Below are 21,783 nucleotides of genomic sequence, written 5' to 3' on the forward strand. Positions count from 1 at the left end.
ATAACGTATAATAGGTAATCGGAGTTTTAAATCTACAGATAGGATGATGCATATGACATTATTTGGAGTTGATATCCAAACCATTTATTTAACAACACTTATCATATCTGGATGTCTAATTGTTCTTTATATCTTTTTTGGGGACGTGTTAGATGCTGTTAGTGAGGGAATACCCTTCCTTAATCCCACTCTTATATTAGCCTTTTTTGTTTTCCTTTCTTCATCTGGTTATGTTCTGGAATTAGTAACATCTTTCCCAAGTTTAGTAATACTCCTAATCTCTATAAGCTTCGCATTAATTATGGACGTATTATTGAATTTCTTCGTATTAATTCCGCTTGCATCAGCCGAAGAATCATTAGTTTTAACAGAGGAATCACTTAAAGGACGAGTAGGAAAAATTATCATCTCCATACCAGAAGATGGATTTGGAGAGGTTGTAATTGATGGTAAAGGTGGCATGATTACAAGACCTGCGGCAAGCTATGAAAACACACCTATCCCAGAAGGAACCGAAGTATTAATACTGAATAGTAAAGAGCGCGTTTTATATGTCGTCCCATATGATTTAGAATCCGAGTTGTCTTAGTCTAATACGGAATATCCGTGTTAAATAAATTTTAGGAGGAACGTTAATGGATGAATTAGTTAACGGAATGACGATTATTATTGCAATAGCTGTCTTTCTTGTCATTGCACTTATCGGAGTATTTATTAAGAAGTACCGTACAGCTGGTCCAGACGAAGCACTTATCGTTACGGGTAGTTATTTAGGAAATGGGAAAACGGTACATACAGATGAATCTGGAAACAAAATCAAAATCATTCGTGGTGGCGGTACTTTTGTACTTCCAGTATTCCAACAAGCAGAGCAACTAAGTCTATTATCAAGTAAAATAGATGTTACTACCCCTGAAGTCTATACGGAGCAAGGTGTGCCCGTTATGGCTGATGGTACCGCTATTATAAAAATTGGTGGAACGATTAATGAAATTGCTACTGCTGCAGAACAGTTTTTAGGCAAGACAAAAGAAGATCGAGAAAATGAAGCCAAAGAAGTCCTAGAAGGACATTTACGTTCCATCCTTGGATCCATGACTGTAGAAGAAATCTATAAAAACCGTGAAAAATTCTCTCAAGAGGTACAACGCGTTGCATCTCAAGATTTAGCTAAAATGGGATTAAACATCGTTTCCTTCACAATCAAAGATGTTCGAGACAAAAATGGATACTTAGAATCATTAGGTAAACCACGTATCGCACAAGTAAAGCGTGATGCAGATATTGCTACTGCAGATGCAGAGAAAGAAACCCGTATCAAACAAGCAGAGGCCTCTAAAGAAGCGAAAAAAGCTGAACTAGAACGTGCAACTGAAATTGCAGAAGCAGAAAAAGAAAATCAATTAAAAACAGCAGAATATCGACGTGAACAAGATATAGCTAAAGCACGTGCAGACCAAGCATATGATTTAGAAACAGCTCGTGCACAACAAGAAGTAACAGAGCAAGAAATGCAAATCAGAATTATCGAACGTCAGAAGCAAATTGAACTAGAAGAGAAAGAGATTCTTCGTAGAGAAAAACAATATGATTCAGAAGTTAAGAAAAAAGCAGATGCGGACCGTTATGCAGTTGAGCAGGCAGCAATCGCTGAGAAGGCTAAACAAATCGCAGCAGCTGATGCTAATCAATACAGAATCGAATCTCAAGCGAAAGCAGATGCAGAAAAAGTTCGCGTAGATGGTTTAGCTAAAGCAGAAGCGCAACGTGCACAAGGTGAATCAGAAGCAGATGTTATTCGTCTTAAAGGTCTTGCAGAAGCAGAGGCTAAACGAAAAATTGCCGAAGCATTTGAACAATACGGTCAAGCGGCGATTCTTGACATGGTTATCCGTATGCTTCCTGAATATGCGAAAGAGATTGCTAGTCCACTAGGAAACATTGATAAGATTACCGTTGTTGATACTGGTGGAAATGGTAAAGATGGTGGTGCAAACAAAGTTACAGGCTATGCTACAGACTTAATGGCATCATTACAAGAAACCCTTAAAGCATCCTCTGGTATTGATGTTAAGGAACTACTAGAGGGATTAGTCGGTACTAATAAACTGACTAATGTTGATCGAGATGGACTCTCTTTTGAACTAACTGAAACAGATAATCCATCTAAGAAATCCGTAGATAAAGTCGAGGAAGAAGTTTCTAATTAGGATAATACTTCTCAAGAAGCTTTTCTATTAAAAACTAAGATTACCCCCATACAACTGTTCAGGTCGTATGGGGGCATTTTCATGAATACAAGAAATTTTTATTTACACGCCAAAACTGAACCCTTTTACTTTTATACTCTTGCTGTTTTTCTTCTTCTACCACAACCACATGTTTTCTTTGCTCTTTTTCGTTGTGGTTTAGGAGAGGACGTATTCTCTACCTTATTTTGTTTTTTCATTTATATTGGTCCTCCTTCACTTAAAAGTCATTCTGCAAGTCGCTGTACAATGGACTCTATAATACTTGCAGCACCCGCTACCGCAAGTATTAATACTAATATCTCACTACCAGTTGGCCAAACATATAATAATCCCAAAAGTATTGCTGCAGCCCAAATACCCGTACACCAATAACAGCTTAGCAACTCGCCAAACCAATTACGTAATCCTTTCCCTTTTATTTCAATATAAGTAATCTCATTTCCATCTGAATCTATTTCTTTTATCTCTTCATGGAACGGTTTGCGTAAGAAACTAGTAATTTTATCAAAAACTATCAATCGGGTTAGTCGAAATGATGCTAATGATATGATTAAAAAATCTAACCAGCCATTAATCATGTTTTTTATCCTCCTATTTCTTTCTTAATGAGCTGAATTAGGGGAGGATTACGAATAAAATAGCTTAATATAAAATATTATATTGATTCCTAGTGTGACGTGACACCACTAAACACCTAATTCCAAGAAATAACTAAACTTCAGCCAAATTAAAGGATAATACTCGGTCTGTTTCCGGATTATAAACCACATTTCCTCGTATCTTCAGTTGCTCTTCAGAACGATGTAGTTCAAAATCAAATGTCTCTTTTATTCTATTTGCGGATATTTCGGTTTTACTAATAGCTCGATAATCTGATACATCAAATCCCCGATATGCTATTTGTACAAGTTCTAATAAATATTTCCCCCATCTTTCTTCTTCTAACTCAGGAGAGGGAATTATTTCCACATTTAGAGTACCTTGACCTATATTCACACTTAATGTTTCAAAAACTCGTCGATGTAAATTAATACGATTATTCGGAAATCCTCTTACTTCATCAACGATAGTAACAATAACCTCTCTACCATTAGCTGGATTTCGAACCTTTATTGCTTCGCCACATTGATATGGTGAATTATCCCCTACAGCTACCGTCATATAGTTATTCGTGGACCAAGGAATACCACATTTTGTTACTTGACCACCAGTTGTCCAAGTAGCTTGCCCGTGGATTACCTGTTGACGGTTATACGCTTCAACATAGTCAAATTGATTAGCTCTTGCTGTGGAATGCGGATAGTACAGATAGGGATACTGTGTGTATTGATGCATATGTGAACTTTGATTCATATATGGATTGTAATAATACATCTCGAATCTCTCCCTCGTGCAAATTTATCAATCACGTTATAGCTAAACGTCCTGTCATACAATCACCTATAATACAAGGATATGAAACTAGATGGTTGGCCTGTTACATATATGGGAAATATTAAATTAGAAGGAGGAATTGAAAATGAGTGAACAAACATTCTATATTAAAGAGGCTATATCCAAACAAGGTATAGATAAAGTGGAACAAATTTTAAATCCATTACATGGAGTCGAAAGAGTTTTAGTCGATACAAGTGATGGTGAAGTAAAGGTAGAATTTGATGATAAAGTTATTTCGAAGGAAAGAATTGTCATGACATTAGTAGAACACAATCTCACTATTTTGCATTAAAAAGAGTGTAGCGTTAAACTGTTACCAGTTTTTGCCGCTACATTCTTATCTCCTTAGGCTAGTATATCATGCAAATTATGCTTCTCAATATAACGCTTAGCATAAGAACATTCTGGTACAAGCTTAACGCCTTCCTGCTTAGCATAATTTACTATTGCTTCAACAAGTTGGCCTGCTATGCCTTGCCCCCTAAGCTCGTCTGAAACAAACGTATGATCAACAATCAAATTTGAATTAGTGTCTTTTTGAAATGTTATTTCTGCCTTAGGCATATCTTCATTTTCACCGATATATAATTTGCTCTGACCATGTTTTATTTCTGCCATGATTACACCCTTTCACCTATTTGTTTGATAGGTTTAATTATACGATTATTCATACTCCTTTTCAAAATCAATGGTACTCCTAACCGTATCGATAGGTCTTACTAATTTCTCAATTTCTTCTCGCTTTGACTCAAAGAAAGGTGGTAGAGATAATTTCTCCCCTAATGTTTCGTATGGTTCATCGCCCATAAAGCCTGGGCCATCTGTCGCAAACTCAAACAATATTTGCGGTGCAACATTTACATACAATGAACCAAAGAAGAATCGGTCAACAAAACCTGACGACTGGAAGCCAAAGCTATGAACACGATTCATCCAAGCATCTAACTCCGAACGATCATCGACACGAAAAGCCGTATGGTGAACCGTTCCATAGCCTTGACGTGCTCGAGGAAGGATCGGATTGTATTCCACTACTACTTGGGCACCGTTTCCTCCTTCGCCAACTTCAAACAAGTGAAAAGCACCTTCACTACCAATTTCTTTAAATAAAAGTACCTTCTCTAACATTTCTTTAAAATAATCAAAGTTAGCTACTCGAACAAAAATTGGCCCTAAACCAGTAATCGCATATTCTAACGGGATAGGTCCCTTTTGCCAAGGTGTGCCTGATTCTACGCCAACATTATGTTCATCAGAAATTAGCTGATAATGCTGATCATCGAAATCAACAAATGATAGATGCTTCTTCCCAAATTGTTCTTGTATCCCTTTATGTTTTACTCCCAAACGGTCAAAACGTTTCACCCAATACGTTAAAGCTTCATCTGTTGGAACGCGAAACGATGTTTTATATATTTCATCTGTTCCATGAACACCTTTTGGAATACCAGGGAAATCGAAGAACGTCATATCTGTTCCAGCACTCCCCTTATCATCTGCAAAAAACAAGTGATACGTACGAATATCATCTTGGTTAACCGTTTTTTTCACTAAGCGCATACCTAATACATACGTAAAAAACTTATAATTTTCTTCTGCACTACTCGTAATAGCTGTTACATGGTGGATACCTTTTAACTGATTCATTACTATTCCCCTCACTTATACCTCGAACTAATATAACTTTAATTAAAATATCTTTAATTAAAAATAAATGTACCATACATCATACATCGTGTCAATTAACTGTTTCTCTTTGGTTATTCTTACACTATGAACGTTTAACTTTTTCAATTAAGTAATGAACAAATTGATCATCCCTTACTAACCAGGCCTCATAATTTCGTTTTAAATAGCTCTCAGCATCGATAAAATTCGAAAAGGATTCAGAGAGTTTTTGATGATTATGTTCTATAAACCACGTATCATTCTCTTGGTATAAGAGATATAATGACTCCGATTTACTACTATAGAGTGTGCCAAAGGAATTTCCTTTTACATTATAACGATTTCTTTTGGCATCCTCCCTTAAAGGCTCCAGCTGGAATGTCTCCTCCACAAATGATCGATATACTGCCTCTGTCATCGTACAACCAGAAGCTTTTGCATGTCCACCACCTCCATATTCAGATGCAATCTCCGCTACATCAATATGATCATGGATGGTACGAAACCCCTTTCTTCGACTACCGATATTTACAATTGCGATATAATCTAGATGGGGACAGCCTTTTCCTAATTCATTACCAAGTTCTGAATGATAGGATTCAGCAAATACAACTCCTGCATAGTGGTCTCCAATCTTATGCTGGATCAGTTCTCTTCTCTTTCTGCGAATATACCGCTCTATTTTATCGTCTTCCATGACGAGTATCTTCTTTTCAAAATCATCAAAAAAGAAATGTTCATTGTCTTGTAGACGTTCCATCATTTTTTCTTCAAATTCATCTATTGAAACTAAATAAAATAATGCATTTAAACGATGTGCCTCATGGTTTTCATTCTTTTCCCATTCCCACGTATCATAATTGCCTTACCAATTCGACAAATTCATCAATTGCTGGCTTCGCTTCAAGATAGCCTTCCTTTACCAAAAACTCATAGAATAAAGAAGTAGCAGAGTTCAAATTACCATCTTCGTTTTCTACTACGACATGTCCCCAGTTATAAGCATTAAAATGTAATGCTGTTTTATGATGATCAATTAATCGAAGCTTTCCGCCGCTTTGATAAAACTGTTCTAACCGCTTTTCATTTTCCTCATTAACTGATAGGTCTGTTATAAACAAATAGGTGTCCTTATTCTCGCTATCTAGAAACCAAGCTACTTCCCTATCCAATCCCCCTACGGAGTTAAACCTGACCTGTACTTGTTTACCAAAGGCAAGCTTGGCTAGAATACCACAACTGACACCATCTAAATCATTATGGGAAAGTAGTTTGTACATTTGTATCACCTCGATGGTAGTATGCTTTAACCTGTTCAAAATTATAGATAGTTGAGAAAGAATGAAAAAATAGAACAAGGGAAAATTAGTACCAAATGATGTTAGGAGGATAAATGGATGAACTATTATTTGAAACCCTTTATCATAAAACTTGTATTGACCACAGCAATACTATGGATTGTTTTAGGATTAATTTATCATGTAAGCCTCATGAACATATTGATTATCAGTATTATAATAAGTACATTGGCATTTTTAGGAGATATTTTCATCTTACCTAGCGTCCGTAACTTTTGGGCAACTATTGGTGATTTTGGCTTATCATTTGTTGGCATCTATGTACTAGGACTATGGTTAACCGAAGATAGCACTTTCTTGACTGATGCCGCATTAATCTCAGCAATTGGCATAGCTATTGGTGAGGTTTTCTATCACCGTTATTTAAAGGACAATATATTTCACGCCAAAAACAGATCTTCACCACAGAATATAAGAACGTTTACTGGCATGCAAACAGAATTTAGTAAAGAGTTAGACGATCCTGATGATAATCATCAATAGTTACATTCCTCGTGAAGTCTCATTAAATGATTACAAAGCACATTTCTCCTATCCTTGTCATAAATGTCCACGCTCGTTAAAACGAAATTCCATAGGATAGCATTGAATAAAGATAAAGGAGGGAATGTAAGTATGGGGTATAATGGAGGCTATGGGAATAACTTTGCGTTAATTGTAGTTCTATTCATTTTATTAATTATTGTAGGTTCTGCCTATGTTGGTGGTGGATACTAAGAATGAACCTGATACGTTGTTTTTAACTGTTCAAGTTACCTGACTGATTACACAAGAAGGGTGGTTATCAGGCTAAAGCCTATCAACCACCCTTCTATCATTATCAGTTATTAATTTCTTCTAATAATGTTTCTATTTCAGTCATTACTTCTCCAGCTCTTTCCCACTCACCTTGTGAAAGCGCATTTTGATAGGCATCGAATAATTCGGATAGCTCTATTAGCGTATCCTCTGCATCAAGAATAGGATTCGTATCCTCCCCACCCTCAACACTTTCATTAGATTCAGTTGGATCTACTTCCTCATCTGATTCATGATTAGGATCCACTAATTCAAGAATCCGGTCTAAGGCTTTTTCAAAGGTTTCTTCCATCACAATATAATCACCATATGCTACCACCACTTGTTTTACTTCTGGAAGTGATGTTTCATTGGACGATTCAATATAAATTGGTTCCACATAGAGAATCGTATCTTCAATTGGAATGGCTAGTAAATTCCCTCGAATAACCTCTGATCCACCTTGAGACCAAAGATTTAACTGCTGTGATATCACACTGTCTTGATTAATTCTATTTTCAATTTGTTGTGGACCATATACGTTCTTCTGCTTAGGGAAACGATGTACGAATATCTCACCATAATGCTCCCCATCATTTCGAACTCCCATCCATGCAATCATGTTTTGTCTATTTCTAGGTGTGAATGGCTGTATTAAGATGAATTCTTCCATCTCTGTTTCCTCAAGCTTCATCGTGACATAGTATGGATTCATCGTTATATCTTTGTTATAGTACTTCTCTGTCGGAAATTGCCATACATCCTCACGGTTATAAAATACTTCCAGATTGGTCATATGATATGTTCCGAACATCGTCGCTTGTGTTATAAATAACTTTTCAGGATATCGGAAATGTGCCTGAACATCCTCAGGAATTTCTTCCGTAAATAAATCAGGGAATATATTTCGATATGTTTGTAGCAATGGGTCAGTTGGATCTACTGGATAGTAATTAACTTCTCCACTGTACGCATCTACAACTACTTTTACAGAGTTACGAATATAATTCTCACCACTATTATTATAAGGCTCAGCATATGGATACTGTGCTTCAGTAAGGTATGCGTCGATCATCCAGGCAAGACTACCATCTTCGCGAATGAAAATATATGGATCATCATTATACTCAAAGAAAGGAGCGATTTTATTAACACGATCAACGATATTACGTGTATGAAGTAATAAACTTTCCTTCGTTATCTGATCAGAGACAAGCATACGGAAGTTACCTGTGTCGATTGCAAATAATAAACGATTTAAACCAGTCATCGGTATTCCATTATCTGCTTCATAACGTGATGTGGCATTATCGCCACCTTCAGGATAATCAAATTCTTCCTTCTTACTATTAACAATTACTTCATCATAGGGCTCTTCCCCAAAATAAATTTGTGGACGACTAATGTCGATAACACCTTGTGGTGGTAAATTATTTAACATATACTCCGGTTGTCCTTGTGGTGTTACCTGATTAACATGGCTCATTACAACACCATATCCATGGGTATAGCGTAAATTAAGATTTTCCCATGTTTTCGCTTGATCGGATAGATCCTCCGTGCGTAATTCCCTTGGACTAATAAATACTTGCTCATATTTTCCATCGATCATATAACGGTCAATATCCACATCATTAAACGTATAATAAGGTCGTATGGTTTGGGTTTGATCGTAAACATCCTGTAACGGTCTAACATCATTAATTCGTACATTATCAATCGTTAGCCGATTCCGCTCAATCATATCAGAATCTAAAGAATCATTAGCTGGGTGTTCTTCTTCTTTGATTTCTGCTAATTGATAGGCAGCTCTTGTATATTCTAGATTATGCGCCAAGTATGGTTCCTCTTTCGAGAACTCGTTTGGAGAAACAATAAAGCTTTGTACAATTACACTAGAAGCCTGACCAACTATAACTAATGCGACATAAACTACAACTGGAATAGCCATAGCTACAATTTTCCCGCGATTCATCGCAATAATCATCCAGATGGTGCCAATAATAGCAACTGCTGCTAAAATATAAGATTTAGGAATATTGATTATTTGGTCTGTGTAGCTTAAACCATAAACAGCACTTTCTTGAAAAATATTAACTTGATTTGTTAATAATGTTTCATATGGAGCTAATACATGTAGACCTGCTAGCAATAGACCTATAACCCCTAAAGTAACTCCCATATGAATTTGAGCTTTTTTACTTTTGCGATACATGGAAAACACAGAGTAGAATCCTGCTTCTATTAAAAAGAAAAAGATGGCTAAGCCTAGTAATAGATTTATAGCAATTTTCAATACTGGCAATGTATACATATAAAATGCAATATCCATGTCAAAATACGGATCGGTTATCCCAAAGGATGCTTGATTCAAGAATTTCAGTAATGGCTCCCAACCAATCCCCTGTACTAGAGAACTACCCAATAATCCAATTAATAATGAAATAGCAAATATAATAGCACTACTCTTCTTCTTTTCTAAAATTATTGGTGGTAGTTTTTCGTTATCTAAATAACTAATATAGGAACTACGAATCCAATAAAATGTAACAACAGATAGTACAAGAAAAACAACAAAACCAACCGCAGCAAGTAATAATTTACTACTTAAAATGGATACGAAAACGCTACGGAACCCTTCACTATCCATCCAAATATAATCTGTTAACAATCCAACAGATAAAAAACCTACAATAAGAACGAGAGCAATAACCAATAAAGTAATTGATTTAGCTTTCGATAGCTTTGGTTTCTTTTTTGAAGATTTGTTTTCAAAAACGGTGAAATCCAATGTTGTACCCCCTAATTAATAGTTAAACAAAAATAATTGCTTATCCTAATCATATCAGATTTTCTGATATTGCAACTATTAATACGATGCGACACTACTTTAGGTTTCAAAATAATTCTCGTACATAAATTCATTCATAAATAAACAAGGGATTATCCATTTCGTTTTCTAGTTAGTAGTGGTACCCACTTCCCCCTAAAAACCCTCATACTATAGGGAATCCTTGTCATTTTCTGATTAGTAAAATATGATGAATGTAAGTGAAGTATTAAAGGGGGATGATAATCATGCTTACCCATTTTAATCAAGATGGTCGAGCAAAAATGGTTGATATATCTGATAAAGAAGCTAGTTCCCGTGTAGCTGTTGCTCGATCTAGTATACATATGAACCAACTCGTCTATGAAGCAATACAACAGCAACAAATAAAAAAAGGTGATGTTCTGTCAGTTGCCCAAGTAGCTGGTATTATGGCAGCCAAACAAACCTCCTCTCTCATTCCGATGTGTCACCCGATTCCAATCAGCGGGGTTAATATTACGTTCGAATGGAATGAAGTAAATGATAACATAGAACTTATTATCCACTCAGAGGTTAAGACTGTTGGTAGTACAGGAGTTGAGATGGAAGCCTTAACAGCTGCTTCGATAGCAGCACTTACCATCTATGATATGTGTAAGGCTATCGATAAAAGCATGACGATTGGTTCTACCTATTTGCTTGAAAAAAGTGGTGGAAAGAGCGGAGATTATAAACGAAGCAAGTAGTTAACTTTATTAGTTAAGAGGCTTTAGACAAAACTATTTCTAATATAGGATAAACCGAACATGAAAGTTAGCGCATCAAATCCGCCCCGGAAATATACTTGCGGTTCGTGGGCGGCTGTTGAGCCTCCTCGTGCTTCTTCTTTAGGGGTCTCAACCGTGCCCTTTCCTCCCACAGGAGTCTCCGTATATTTCCGGGGCTAAAGTAGTGATTGTTCGTATTTTATCACCTTTGTTTTAGCTATGTCCCAGCCTCTTACTTTTCATCGATATCCTTCGTCACTTCCTTCAACACGTGTCCAAGTTCAGGTAGGATTAGCTTTTCCATTGCAAGTTGGACAGCTTTTGGTGAACCTGGTGTAGAAAAAACAATTCGATTATTCATTACACCAGCTGTAGCCCGAGATAGCATACTAGCAGAACCAATATCTGACTGATAACTTAGCATTCTAAACAGCTCACCAAATCCTGGAATTTCCTTAGTGAAAAGAGGCTGAATGGCTTCAATGGTGACATCTCGCTCCGAAATTCCTGTACCACCATTAATAAGTACCACATCCACATCTTGACGTATCGTAACGCCTTTTACCATTTCTTGGATAAGTCTTTTCTCATCTCGAACGATGTCATAGTGCGTTATACGATGCCCTTCTGCTTCTAATAATTGTATAATCAGCTTTCCACTCTTATCCGTTTCCTTCGTACGTGTATCACTTACAGTCATAACGGAGCATTTCACGGAAGCTCTCTCATTCTCACGATGTTCTTGCAGCATCTAACTACCTCCTTCTTTTGTCTTTATATACCGTTCTAAATCCTCTTGGTAATTAATGTTACGAAATGGATTATCATCATCAAATTCCACGTAAGCTACTTGACTGTTTTGAAATAGTTGCCTCGGAGCAAGCATATTACAGCGTAGTTGCTCCTTCATTTTCTCCTTTATGGAACAATGAAATATCGATATAAGAGGCTCCAGTCTTCCATTTACAATTGGTACAATCGCTTCTTTTCCAGCTCCAATATGATCAAGAAGAATCTCATATGTTCTTGTATTAATAAATGGTGTATCAATCGGAGAAATCAAATACCACTCACTTGTTAGATGCTCCATTCCAGAATAAATACCTGCTAGTGGCCCCAGTCCAGCTATGGCAGGGTTATCGGTAATAATTTTGCAGCTAGTATCTTCGCTAGTGAACTTAGTTATTAATTCACTACTGGAAACGAGAACAATCGATTCTACTAGGGGTTCCATGGCAGCTATCGTATATTGATAGAAAGGAATCCCATCCTTCTCAGCAAATGCCTTTGGCGAACCGAATCTACTAGATTTTCCACCGGCTACTATAATTCCTGATACGCCCTTTCCCATCATAACCATCCCTCTCTATAGTTATGATATACCCAAGTACATATGCGATTGGTTTCATCGAAATGAAATATAGGGTAAGGAATGGCAGATGCATTAATTTCAGCGGTGGTTATAATCCCGATGACATTTTGTAGGGATGAAATTAAGGATAACTCTTCTTCATTCTTTAATAGAACTAGCTTGGGAAAAATTAGTTTTTTAAACCCTTCTAATAGTAAGAACTCTACTCCTAATTGTTGATAAATAAGAAGAATATCTTGAATTTGCCAATCCCCAGAATGGGATACTTGTAATACATCCTCACCTAGTACTCCAGCGACATATGCACCAGCTTGTTTATGCTGTTCACTATCTGTTTTCTCTAAACCAATTGGTAGTCCACCATGTCCATGGTGCTTAAGTGAAGCAATCCTTATTCCTTCGCTTGCTAAGTACGTAATCAATTCCTTTGCAATAGTCGTTTTTCCACTATTTTTATATCCTACAACTTGTAGAATGACCATGCTTATCCCCCACTTACTGGTGGGATAAACGCAACAATATCCCCTGAAGAAACAGTATCTGTTGGCAGTGCATACTCCTCATTAACAGCTGTCATCACATGATCTAGTTGTGGTAAAGCATATTCCATTTTCAAATTTTCCTTTAATTCCGTAATGGTTATTCCAGATTCTTCCACAATCAATCTTTCTTTCCCTATAGCTTCTTGCAATTGGGCAAAAAATAGAACTGTAATCATTCTGCTACCTCCTTAGGATGGTTCACCATTTGGATAACCGTTCTGTTCAAGCTGATCTCCAATCCATGTTTCTCCATCGTCCCAATGTTCTTTCTTCCATATCGGCACAATTTGTTTTATTCTCTCCATCGCGAATTCATTCGCCTCATAGGCTGCTTTTCGATGTGGTGAGGATACTGCTATTACAACCGCTATCTCGGAAATAGTTAGTTTTCCAATCCGATGGGTAATGGCAACCTCTGTATCTGGCCATCTTTCTTGAATTTCTTTCCCTATCTGGGCAAGTTTCTTCACTGCCATCGTTTTATAGGCTTGATATTCTAAAAAAATTGTCCTTCTGCCATCTGTCCACTCACGAACTGTTCCTAGAAAAGTTGTAATAGCTCCAGCTTTTCTTCTTGTTACTTTTTCAATAATCTTCTCAACTTGAATTGGTTCCTCGAGAATTTCATACATATCTTCCTTCATTTCATTTACTCCTTTTAGAATAAATCTCCTGTTTTATAAAGCTATCAAATGATACACCTTCTTGATCATCTAGTAAAATAACGGAGACCTCCATCCCTGCTTCATATCCCCTAGTTCCACCGGGAAGCTGAATGAGAATATCTGCCTGCCCCAATGAAGAAACGACATTCGATTTATCCAATCCAATTGGATTTGCTATTAACCTACCATTTTTAAACCTTAATTGGCCACGAACAAACCTATCAAAAGGGTTCGCTTTCCTAAAGTCAGCTCCTAAGATAGCCACTTCCTTCTTTAAAAACGGTGTACTAGTATGTAAAAATTCACGGATAATAGGCCTAGTAAACAATTCAAATCCGACATAACATGCAGATGGATTGCCTGATAATCCAAATAAAAGCTGGCCATTGTATTCCGCTATAGTCGTAACACTCCCTGGACGCATCGCAATTTTATTACATAATACGTTGGCTCCTAATTTCTCATAGATTGCGGGAAGATAATCGTAATCCCCAACGGAAACTCCACCAGTAGTAATTAAAAAATCCACCTTATCCAAAGCTTCTGACACCTGGATAAAGCATGTATCAAAATCATCTGAGAAATGGCCAAGATAGATTGGTTCTCCCCCCGCTCTTTTCACTTGAGCATACACCATATAGGCGTTACTATTCCGTATTTTACCTGGTTCAAGAGATTGATCGACCTCTAATAGTTCACTTCCAGTAGCTATGATTCCGACTTTTGGCTTTACACTGACCGGAACCTCTTTGTACCCAAAGGTAGCAAGTAAAGCTACAATCCCCGGATTTATAAAAGTTCCCTTTGATGCCAATACCGTACCTTTTTTTGTATCCTCTCCTGTAAATGAAATATTTTCCCCTGCCTTAGAGCTACGCTTTAAATCAAAATATGCAACTCCATTCACTTCATATTCGTTTGCTAGCTCAAGCATCACAACGGCATCACAGCCCTTAGGAATCATGGCACCAGTCATAATACGAACAGCCTGTTTCTTCCCAACTTCCTCTTGAAATACACTTCCGGCACCTATTTCCCCGATTACTTCAAAAGTTATTGGGTTACTTCTTGAAGCACCTACTGTATCCATTGCACGAACTGCAAAACCATCATATGGTGAGCGGTCAAAAAAAGGCACATCATGGTCAGCAATTAAATCTTGACCAAGAAAATGCCCATAGGAATCTTCAATTGGCACATACTGTAAGCTCCCAGTTTTTTTATAGTTCATCATTCGTTGGATCGCATCCTGAACCTTGATAGGTTTTCTTCTTTCTACCATGCTGCCCCTCCTATCCTACTAGTTGATAATATATATTTCTAGCCTGTTCAATTGAATTCGTTCCATGAATTAACACTCTACCATCCTTGAATATTACAACCCGAAATGATTGATAATCGACTGAAAGTAAAAAATCATTCTGATGAACCGTTCCAATTTCGCTTAATCGTCTAGCAAGTTCTTTCATATGTACTTCTCGTTTCGACCGAACTTGAACCGTATTTCTCCCACAAAGAACTTCCATTTTGGTTTGTGACGCATAGGTTAGTTTCGGATATATAGGATTCTCCCCACATGTAGGACAGGTATTTTTCTTTGCACGTTTTAAGTCCATGGTGTGAAATATATTATTCCATAAATCAAAGGTCACTAGCTTCGTACGTAGGGATTTATTATCTTCTACTAAGATCTTTAATGCCTCCGCTTGCTGAAGTGCGACAACCATTTGTACAGCCGGGGAGATGATCCCTACTGAATCACAGGTTGCACCTGAAACTGGGGTTGCATCAAGTAAACATTGTAAGCAAGGTGTTTCTTGAGGTAAGATGGTATAACTCATCCCTGTACTACCGACACAGGAGCCAAATATCCATGGAATGGTATATTGATGGATTAAATCATTCATAATAAAGCGAATATCAAAATTATCCGTAGCATCAATAACCAAGTCCACATCCTCCATCAATGATGGCAAATTCGAACTCGTACCATCCATGACATACGCATTAACCGTGACGGTAGAATTGATGTTAAGTAAGTGTTCTTTAGCAGCTATCACTTTCGGTAATTGCTTCAAACAATCCTCCTCAGTAAATAGCTGTTGTCTTTGTAAATTACTTACCTCGACATAATCCCGATCAACGATGGACAGCCTACCTATTCCAGCTCGTACTAAGCTTTCTGCATTCATCGTTCCAAGTGCGCCACATCCAATAATTAACACATGCTTACTCTGTATCTTTTTTTGACCACTTACTCCGATTGGTTTGTATAATTCCTGGCGCGAATAACGATCCTTCATTGACTTTCCCTCACTTAAGTAAGATAATATCAACCACCGATATAGGACATTTCAATTTTTTCTTTATTTCTTGAGGATTCTTCTGTTCTCTCATCGGAATATCTGTCCGTTCGATTTTGCCAAATTACTATGATTTGTTTCTCTAATTCCTCATCAGTAGCCCCAGAGCGAATTAGTTCTTTCAAATCGAATCCACTTGCAGCAAACAAGCAAGTATAGACCTTACCATCTGCTGCAATTCGAGCTCTTGTACATGTCGAGCAAAAGGATTCCGAAACCGAAGTAATAAAACCAACCTCTACATTACTACCTACGTACCGGTAGCGCTTTGCTACTTCCCCTACATATGCAGGGTCGACTGGCTCTAAATCAAAATGCTCTGTTAGCTGGTCATAGATTTCTCTTTTTGTCACTACTTTACTAAAATCCCAACCATTCGTACTGCCAACATCCATAAATTCGATAAACCTTAATGAAATACCTTTATTTTTAAAAAACTTAGCCATTGGAATAATCTCCTGATCATTCATACCCTTTTTTACAACCATATTCACTTTTACATCAAGGCCCACCTGTAGAGCCTTTTCCATACCTTGTATTACTCGATTCGTACTTACGCCACTTTCATTAATCAATTGAAATACATCATTATCAAGAGCATCTAAACTAACATTAACCCGTTTTAAGCCGGCCGCTTTTAACGATACAGCCATTTTCTCTAGTAATGTAGCATTAGTTGTTAAACCAATATCTTGTAACCCTTCAATGGCAGATAATCTAGCTATTAAGTTGGATAGGTCTCTACGCAATAATGGTTCTCCACCTGTAATACGAATCTTTTTAACACCTAACTTCACAAATGTCTTCGCTAGTCTTTCAATCTCTTCAAATGTTAGTAAATGGCTTTTAGGTAGGAATGGATAGTTTTTCCCAAATATTTCCTTAGGCATACAATATGTACAACGAAAATTACATCGATCCGTTACGGAAATACGCAAATCCTGTATGGGACGACCAAATTTATCCGTAATATTCATGCGTATCGGCCTCCTAATGACCTGTTTTGACTAAAATGGTGAGATAATAATAGAAAAATATCTAACGAAAGCCTAAGCATTCGCTATATTATCCTAGAAAATTCCAACGGCGTATGGACTGGTGAGCCAAACATTCTCAAAAGAGATATTGGCTCACCAAATTTATGTTTGAAACGATTACCCACCCATGTAGCAATTCAGTAGAAATCCACTTTTATTCTATCTCCACGCCAATCAAGCATGGTATTTGCTATTGCTACTTACTTCTTTAATCCTAGATGGATGTGTATAAACGTTCATTTTATTTTCTCTGGCAAAACCGATTGCTGTAATACCTAGATCATTTGCTAGATTTAATGCTAGATCTGTTGGTGCTGACTTAGACAATAATATTCCAACACCAATCTTAGATACCTTAAGTAGTACTTCCGATGAGATACGACCACTAAATACGATGAGTTTATCTGCTAATGGGATTTGATTCTGTAATACACTACCATACACTTTATCTAGTGCATTATGCCTTCCTATATCGGTACGAATCTCTAACAAATCTTCTGGTGTTGCAAGTGCTGCATTGTGAACACCGCCAGTTCTTTTAAATTGTTCAGAACGTTCTTGTAAATCTTTCATAAGATTATAGCATTGTTCTACAGATAACGATAATGAACTCGTTATCGTTTTAGCAGTTTTGACATCACTTTTAAAGTAAAACTGTCTACTCTTCCCACAACACGAACCAATAAATCGTTTGGAATAATCCTGCTCTCGCAAGTTTATTTGTTTATATAAGTCGACATAGGCAAATCCGCTCACCTGATCTATCGAAAGGTTTTTAATTTCCTTGAATAGGCGAATAATCCCCTCTGAAGCCAGAAATCCGACTAAAAGCTCTTCTAGATTGGTTGGGGAACAGAGCATTGTTGCAAATTCTTCCCCATTCAAAATAATGGTTAAAGGAAACTCTATAGCAATCTCCTCTTCCACTTCTAATGCCTCTCTACCATGAAAACGAACTATCTCCCAACCATCCTGATTGATATCATTCATCGTCTCACCTTCATTGTGGTTCCATTTCTAATTCTTCTATACGTTTTTCCACGTACTTGGTATCTTTTTGTGCATAGTAGGTTTCCGCTTTCTCCACAATGACTGCAGTATTATATTCCGGTATTCCAGCAAAGCTCTCATAGACACCCTTAGGAATTAAGGAATTTCCCTCTGGCCAATGTACTTCTAAATTACCAGACCGTACTGGGACAAATTTTGCACGTCCAGTAAATGACCCATGCTGATTAAAGACGACAATAGCATCTCCCTCCTGAATACCAAGCTCTTTTCCATCCTTTTTATTCATTAGTACATCAAATCGATCTGCAGTATTAAATGGATCTTTCTCATGATAAATCATCGAATTAAATTGTTTTCCCCGTCGAGTAGTTACATAAAAATGTCCTTCAGGTTTTCGTAATTCTGGTAATTCAACTGTAATTAAATTCCCTTTTCCATCCGGAGTTGGACAGATACCATCTTCACATAACCATGCTCCTCCCCATTGGAAGAGATCACCCTTTTTCTTTAAATTTTGAATCCCATCATAGTTTGGTGCTGCCTTAGCGATCTCTTCACGGATTTCAGAGGCATCCTTAAAATCGATTAGCTCTTTCTTATCCGGTCTAACTCTTTTTGCTAAATCAATATATATTTCCCATTCTGCTCGTGCTTCTTCGATTCTAGGTCCTTTTATTTCTGGTGAGAAATAGACCATTCTCTCTGTTGAAGTAGACGTTCCTCCCCCAGGCTGCTCATACCGCGTCATAGCAGGTAAAACGAGAACAGCCTCTTTGGCATCTAGTAGTGTCGAGGTATTCAAGATAATATCTTGATGCACTCGTAAATCAATATTTTCCAAACTGTCCTTCACAAAATCTGGATCTGGCATCGTTTCTAAGAAATTTCCACCAGACATATAATAGAGCTTTAATTTTCTTTCATGCTGTTCTGGCAATAGTGCATTTTCCAAGGATACCCCAACAATATCTCCTTGCCATTGCGGGATATCAAATCCCCAAATTTGTTCTATTCGCTTCCTATTATTTTCATCGAGACCTCCACCTGGTAAGGAGAATGGATCGGCACCCATTTCGGAAGAACCTTGCACCCCAGAATGCCCACGGATTGGCATTAAGCCACAGTGCTCTCTACCGAGAAAACCTCTAAGTAATGCTAAGTTAGCTACTTGTGATATATTATCTGTGCCAAATCGATGCTGCGTAAGTCCCATCGACCAAACAAAAACCGCAGAGCGTGATTTAGCTAGTAACTGAGCTAATTCTAGCATCCTCGCTTTCGAAATACCCGATGATTTTTCTAATTGCTTCCAATTATAGGATTTTACTTTAGCTTGCAATTCTGCTAAACCATTTACATGATGGTTTATAAAATTGTGATCAAGGGCTGATCCTGGCTCACGTTCTTCCATTTCAAACCAATGCTTCATTATTCCATGCATAAAGGCGATATCACCACCAATATTAACCTGGTAGAAATCATCCGCAATTTTCGTTCCGAACAGTGCTGATTCTGGAATGGAAGGAACCCAATACTTATCCATTGCTGGCTCATGGTATGGATTAATAATGATGATTTTGGTTCCTTTACGTTTAGCTGCATACATATATTTCGTGGATACAGGTTGATTATTAGCGGCGACAGATCCCCAGAATACGAGGACATCTGTACCAATCCAGTCTTTATAATTACAAGTCGAAGCTCCCACACCAATAGAGCGGCTCAACGCCGTTTTAGATGGTGAATGGCAGATACGTGAAGCATTATCTACATTATTTACTCCCAAAAAACGAGAAACCTTCGCTAACGTGTAATAAACTTCATTTGTTATTCCTCTTGACGTTGTATAAAACGCAGCTTGCTTCGGATTAACCGCTTTCATTTTATCCGCAATTCTATCTAGGGCGTCATCCCATGATATTCGTCTAAAATTTCGGTCCCCCGGCTTACGGATTAATGGATAAGGAATTCTTCCTAGCTTACGAAGTTCTGTACTATTCATCTTTTGCAGTTCTTCTATATCAGCATGTAAAATATCTTCCTTTATTGGCCCCATCGTATTTAGACGAAGTACATTCAATCTTGTCGTACATACATGTGGACCCTTTAATGTTTGATCCTTAAGTCCAGCAACACCTAATGCACAACCATCACATACACCCTGCGTAAGAATTCGAGTTGCGTATGGTAAGTTATCCTTATTCTCCCACACCACTTTCATCGTATCTCGAATATGATGTGGCTTTACTTTTCCTAATCCAAATGGTACTTTACTTACCCAAAGCTTCGGATCAGGCTTCTTCGATATTTTGATCGGACCAGTATGCTTCGTTTTTCCCAAGACGTTCTCCTCCTTTTTAGCTGGTTGAGATACACATGTAGGGTCAGACTCCTTATTTGAAGTCGCGACCCTTTTTCGATTACCAATATGCTATTCTTGTGTTGCTGCAGAGGCATGCTGCACAGCAAGCTTCTCTTTTTCCCCTCGAAGTCGTTTAATATCCAATCGTATCCACAAAGATAGCCCTAACGCTACAGCGAACATAATAGAAAATATAGTCATCGTTAACGTATAACTACCCGTATTGTCATAAATAAAGGAAAGCAGAATAGGCCCAACAACTCCAGCCATAGCCCATGCAGTTAAAATATAGCCATGAATTGCACCTAATTGCTTTGTTCCAAATAAATCACCAATATATGCTGGTACCGATGCGAATCCACCACCATAACACGTTAATATGGCAAACAAAAGAACTTGGAATAAAATCGCATTAGATGCAAATGGTAAGATGGCAAATGCCACTACTTGAATAACAAAAAAAGCAGTATATACATTAGGACGACCAATATAATCACTTAATGACGCCCAACCAATCCGTCCTCCACCATTGAACAAGCCTAACACACCTACCATAGCAGCTGCAGCAATAGCTGTCATTCCGGTAATTTCCTGTGCCATTGGGGATGCTACGGCAAGAATGGCAATTCCACAAGTGACATTAATAAATAACATAAACCATAACATCCAGAATCTTCTTGTTTTGATTGCTTCATTAGCAGTTAACTGGGATAAATCTTCTCTTATCTTAATCTTTGTCTTCCCAGATTCTTGTTTTTCCACAAAGCCTGCTGGTACCCAACCTTCTGGTGGTGGTGCTAAATATTGAGCAGATGCCGTCATGACAACAAAATAAACCGCTCCAAGAATAAAGAATGTATTCGATATTCCAACTAAACCTATTAACGATTCGATGGCTGGGCCACTGAGCATAGCAGCAAATCCAAATCCCATAATAGCCAAACCAGTTGCCAAGCCACGCCGATCAGGGAACCACTTAACAAGTGTTGACACTGGTGATATGTATCCGATTCCAAGTCCCATTCCTCCGATAATTCCATAGAAAAGATATAATAAAGGCAATGATTCCAAAAGCGTTGCAACACCTGAACCAGCAACTCCTACCCCAAAGAATATCGCTGCTAGCATACTTGATTTTTTAGGACCGTTTTTTTCTACAAAGCGCCCCATAAATGCTGCCGAAAAGCCTAAGCAGAAAATAGCAATACTAAACGCTGTAGAAACTTGTGTCTGACTCCAACCATACTGTTCAATCATTGGATTGGTAAACACACTCCATGCATACGCCGATCCAATGGAAAGGTGAACACCAAGAGCAGATGCTGCGATTAGCCACCTATTTTTGACCTTCTCCATAAAC

General features: G+C 37.6%; 22 protein-coding genes and 1 pseudogene. 6 read left to right on the forward strand and 17 right to left on the reverse strand.

What is annotated here, in order from left to right:
* The first annotated feature begins 52 nt into the window (after positions 1 to 52).
* Complete coding sequence (locus tag MKY78_RS01325) at positions 53 to 589, forward strand: hypothetical protein (RefSeq protein WP_339215600.1); 537 nt, start codon at positions 53 to 55, stop codon at positions 587 to 589.
* Between the two features lie 46 nt (positions 590 to 635).
* Entirely contained in the window at positions 636 to 2,210 is a 1,575-nt protein-coding gene (locus MKY78_RS01330) for a flotillin family protein (protein WP_339215602.1), read from the forward strand.
* 266 nt (positions 2,211 to 2,476) lie between these two features.
* On the opposite strand, the gene MKY78_RS01335 is transcribed toward MKY78_RS01330, so the two are convergent.
* A complete protein-coding gene (locus MKY78_RS01335; RefSeq protein ID WP_339215604.1) occupies positions 2,477 to 2,830 on the reverse strand; it encodes a DUF1360 domain-containing protein in 354 nt (117 codons plus the stop codon).
* A gap of 133 nt (positions 2,831 to 2,963) precedes the next feature.
* Positions 2,964 to 3,626, reverse strand: a complete 663-nt coding sequence (locus tag MKY78_RS01340) for a DUF3889 domain-containing protein (RefSeq protein WP_339215605.1) — start codon at positions 3,624 to 3,626, stop codon at positions 2,964 to 2,966.
* A gap of 145 nt (positions 3,627 to 3,771) precedes the next feature.
* On the opposite strand from MKY78_RS01340, the gene MKY78_RS01345 reads away from it, so the two are divergent.
* On the forward strand, positions 3,772 to 3,981 hold the full coding sequence (locus MKY78_RS01345) for a hypothetical protein (protein WP_339215606.1): 210 nt from the start codon (positions 3,772 to 3,774) through the stop codon (positions 3,979 to 3,981).
* 53 nt (positions 3,982 to 4,034) lie between these two features.
* On the opposite strand, the gene MKY78_RS01350 is transcribed toward MKY78_RS01345, so the two are convergent.
* The 3 genes and pseudogenes from MKY78_RS01350 to MKY78_RS01360 form a co-directional block, all read right to left on the reverse strand.
* Positions 4,035 to 4,307, reverse strand: a complete 273-nt coding sequence (locus MKY78_RS01350) for a GNAT family N-acetyltransferase (RefSeq protein ID WP_339215608.1) — start codon at positions 4,305 to 4,307, stop codon at positions 4,035 to 4,037.
* A gap of 45 nt (positions 4,308 to 4,352) precedes the next feature.
* Entirely contained in the window at positions 4,353 to 5,336 is a 984-nt protein-coding gene (locus MKY78_RS01355) for a ring-cleaving dioxygenase (protein ID WP_339215609.1), read from the reverse strand.
* Between the two features lie 124 nt (positions 5,337 to 5,460).
* Positions 5,461 to 6,637: pseudogene (locus MKY78_RS01360) on the reverse strand (oligoribonuclease).
* Between the two features lie 117 nt (positions 6,638 to 6,754).
* Between MKY78_RS01360 and MKY78_RS01365 the strand changes: the two are divergent.
* Together MKY78_RS01365 and MKY78_RS01370 are read left to right on the forward strand one after the other, a co-directional pair.
* On the forward strand, positions 6,755 to 7,198 hold the full coding sequence (locus MKY78_RS01365) for a DUF2512 family protein (protein ID WP_339215611.1): 444 nt from the start codon (positions 6,755 to 6,757) through the stop codon (positions 7,196 to 7,198).
* Positions 7,199 to 7,330: 132 nt separating this feature from the next.
* Positions 7,331 to 7,432 (forward strand): YjcZ family sporulation protein, encoded by a 102-nt coding sequence (locus tag MKY78_RS01370; RefSeq protein ID WP_339215613.1) that lies wholly within the window; start codon positions 7,331 to 7,333, stop codon positions 7,430 to 7,432.
* 103 nt (positions 7,433 to 7,535) lie between these two features.
* On the opposite strand, the gene MKY78_RS01375 is transcribed toward MKY78_RS01370, so the two are convergent.
* Complete coding sequence (locus MKY78_RS01375) at positions 7,536 to 10,283, reverse strand: UPF0182 family protein (protein WP_339215614.1); 2,748 nt, start codon at positions 10,281 to 10,283, stop codon at positions 7,536 to 7,538.
* Between the two features lie 281 nt (positions 10,284 to 10,564).
* Here MKY78_RS01375 and moaC point away from each other — a divergent pair, with 281 nt between their 5' ends.
* Positions 10,565 to 11,050 (forward strand): cyclic pyranopterin monophosphate synthase MoaC, encoded by a 486-nt coding sequence (gene moaC, locus MKY78_RS01380; protein WP_339217788.1) that lies wholly within the window; start codon positions 10,565 to 10,567, stop codon positions 11,048 to 11,050.
* Positions 11,051 to 11,303: 253 nt separating this feature from the next.
* Here the strand turns inward: moaC and MKY78_RS01385 are convergent, their stop codons facing one another.
* The 11 genes from MKY78_RS01385 to MKY78_RS01435 form a co-directional block, all read right to left on the reverse strand.
* Positions 11,304 to 11,822 carry a MogA/MoaB family molybdenum cofactor biosynthesis protein gene (locus MKY78_RS01385; protein ID WP_339215615.1) on the reverse strand — a complete coding sequence of 173 codons (519 nt, stop codon included), beginning with the start codon at positions 11,820 to 11,822 and terminating at the stop codon, positions 11,304 to 11,306.
* The gene (locus MKY78_RS01390) at positions 11,823 to 12,422 is read right to left on the reverse strand and encodes a molybdenum cofactor guanylyltransferase (protein ID WP_339215617.1); all 600 of its coding nucleotides are present in this window, start codon (positions 12,420 to 12,422) and stop codon (positions 11,823 to 11,825) included. It lies immediately after the preceding gene.
* Positions 12,422 to 12,925: a molybdopterin-guanine dinucleotide biosynthesis protein B gene (gene mobB, locus MKY78_RS01395; RefSeq protein ID WP_339215619.1), complete on the reverse strand. Its 504-nt coding sequence runs from the start codon at positions 12,923 to 12,925 to the stop codon at positions 12,422 to 12,424. Before mobB ends, MKY78_RS01390 begins: the two co-directional genes overlap by 1 nt.
* Positions 12,926 to 12,927: 2 nt before the next feature.
* Positions 12,928 to 13,161, reverse strand: a complete 234-nt coding sequence (gene moaD, locus MKY78_RS01400; protein WP_339215621.1) for a molybdopterin converting factor subunit 1 — start codon at positions 13,159 to 13,161, stop codon at positions 12,928 to 12,930.
* 12 nt (positions 13,162 to 13,173) lie between these two features.
* Positions 13,174 to 13,629, reverse strand: a complete 456-nt coding sequence (locus MKY78_RS01405; protein ID WP_339215623.1) for a molybdenum cofactor biosynthesis protein MoaE — start codon at positions 13,627 to 13,629, stop codon at positions 13,174 to 13,176.
* Position 13,630: 1 nt separating this feature from the next.
* Positions 13,631 to 14,932 (reverse strand): gephyrin-like molybdotransferase Glp, encoded by a 1,302-nt coding sequence (glp, locus tag MKY78_RS01410; protein WP_339215625.1) that lies wholly within the window; start codon positions 14,930 to 14,932, stop codon positions 13,631 to 13,633.
* A 10-nt stretch (positions 14,933 to 14,942) separates the two neighbouring features.
* The gene (locus MKY78_RS01415; RefSeq protein WP_339215626.1) at positions 14,943 to 15,953 is read right to left on the reverse strand and encodes a MoeB/ThiF family adenylyltransferase; all 1,011 of its coding nucleotides are present in this window, start codon (positions 15,951 to 15,953) and stop codon (positions 14,943 to 14,945) included.
* Between the two features lie 29 nt (positions 15,954 to 15,982).
* Positions 15,983 to 16,996 carry a GTP 3',8-cyclase MoaA gene (gene moaA / locus MKY78_RS01420; RefSeq protein ID WP_339217789.1) on the reverse strand — a complete coding sequence of 338 codons (1,014 nt, stop codon included), beginning with the start codon at positions 16,994 to 16,996 and terminating at the stop codon, positions 15,983 to 15,985.
* Positions 16,997 to 17,224: 228 nt separating this feature from the next.
* Complete coding sequence (fdhD, locus tag MKY78_RS01425) at positions 17,225 to 18,040, reverse strand: formate dehydrogenase accessory sulfurtransferase FdhD (RefSeq protein WP_339215628.1); 816 nt, start codon at positions 18,038 to 18,040, stop codon at positions 17,225 to 17,227.
* Positions 18,041 to 18,050: 10 nt separating this feature from the next.
* On the reverse strand, positions 18,051 to 20,402 hold the full coding sequence (locus MKY78_RS01430) for an FdhF/YdeP family oxidoreductase (RefSeq protein WP_339215630.1): 2,352 nt from the start codon (positions 20,400 to 20,402) through the stop codon (positions 18,051 to 18,053).
* Between the two features lie 90 nt (positions 20,403 to 20,492).
* Positions 20,493 to 21,779 carry an OFA family MFS transporter gene (locus MKY78_RS01435; protein WP_339215632.1) on the reverse strand — a complete coding sequence of 429 codons (1,287 nt, stop codon included), beginning with the start codon at positions 21,777 to 21,779 and terminating at the stop codon, positions 20,493 to 20,495.
* Between the last annotated feature and the right edge of the window lie 4 nt (positions 21,780 to 21,783).

Origin of the sequence: Ornithinibacillus sp. FSL M8-0202, from assembly GCF_037975285.1 — a bacterium.
Lineage (GTDB): Bacteria > Bacillota > Bacilli > Bacillales > Amphibacillaceae > Ornithinibacillus > Ornithinibacillus massiliensis.

Excerpts from the sequence above, each read along its gene's own strand:
- MKY78_RS01415 (WP_339215626.1), bottom strand. The coding sequence starts at position 15,953 with ATGAAGGATCGTTATTCGCGCCAGGAATTATACAAACCAATCGGAGTA.
- MKY78_RS01335 (WP_339215604.1), bottom strand. The coding sequence starts at position 2,830 with ATGATTAATGGCTGGTTAGATTTTTTAATCATATCATTAGCATCATTT.
- MKY78_RS01370 (WP_339215613.1), top strand. The coding sequence starts at position 7,331 with ATGGGGTATAATGGAGGCTATGGGAATAACTTTGCGTTAATTGTAGTT.
- MKY78_RS01405 (WP_339215623.1), bottom strand. The coding sequence starts at position 13,629 with ATGAAGGAAGATATGTATGAAATTCTCGAGGAACCAATTCAAGTTGAG.
- MKY78_RS01365 (WP_339215611.1), top strand. The coding sequence starts at position 6,755 with ATGAACTATTATTTGAAACCCTTTATCATAAAACTTGTATTGACCACA.
- MKY78_RS01355 (WP_339215609.1), bottom strand. The coding sequence starts at position 5,336 with ATGAATCAGTTAAAAGGTATCCACCATGTAACAGCTATTACGAGTAGT.
- MKY78_RS01330 (WP_339215602.1), top strand. The coding sequence starts at position 636 with ATGGATGAATTAGTTAACGGAATGACGATTATTATTGCAATAGCTGTC.
- glp (WP_339215625.1), bottom strand. The coding sequence starts at position 14,932 with ATGGTAGAAAGAAGAAAACCTATCAAGGTTCAGGATGCGATCCAACGA.
- MKY78_RS01350 (WP_339215608.1), bottom strand. The coding sequence starts at position 4,307 with ATGGCAGAAATAAAACATGGTCAGAGCAAATTATATATCGGTGAAAAT.
- MKY78_RS01435 (WP_339215632.1), bottom strand. The coding sequence starts at position 21,779 with ATGGAGAAGGTCAAAAATAGGTGGCTAATCGCAGCATCTGCTCTTGGT.
- fdhD (WP_339215628.1), bottom strand. The coding sequence starts at position 18,040 with ATGAATGATATCAATCAGGATGGTTGGGAGATAGTTCGTTTTCATGGT.
- MKY78_RS01390 (WP_339215617.1), bottom strand. The coding sequence starts at position 12,422 with ATGGGAAAGGGCGTATCAGGAATTATAGTAGCCGGTGGAAAATCTAGT.
- moaD (WP_339215621.1), bottom strand. The coding sequence starts at position 13,161 with ATGATTACAGTTCTATTTTTTGCCCAATTGCAAGAAGCTATAGGGAAA.
- MKY78_RS01385 (WP_339215615.1), bottom strand. The coding sequence starts at position 11,822 with ATGCTGCAAGAACATCGTGAGAATGAGAGAGCTTCCGTGAAATGCTCC.
- MKY78_RS01345 (WP_339215606.1), top strand. The coding sequence starts at position 3,772 with ATGAGTGAACAAACATTCTATATTAAAGAGGCTATATCCAAACAAGGT.
- MKY78_RS01325 (WP_339215600.1), top strand. The coding sequence starts at position 53 with ATGACATTATTTGGAGTTGATATCCAAACCATTTATTTAACAACACTT.
- MKY78_RS01340 (WP_339215605.1), bottom strand. The coding sequence starts at position 3,626 with ATGTATTATTACAATCCATATATGAATCAAAGTTCACATATGCATCAA.
- mobB (WP_339215619.1), bottom strand. The coding sequence starts at position 12,925 with ATGGTCATTCTACAAGTTGTAGGATATAAAAATAGTGGAAAAACGACT.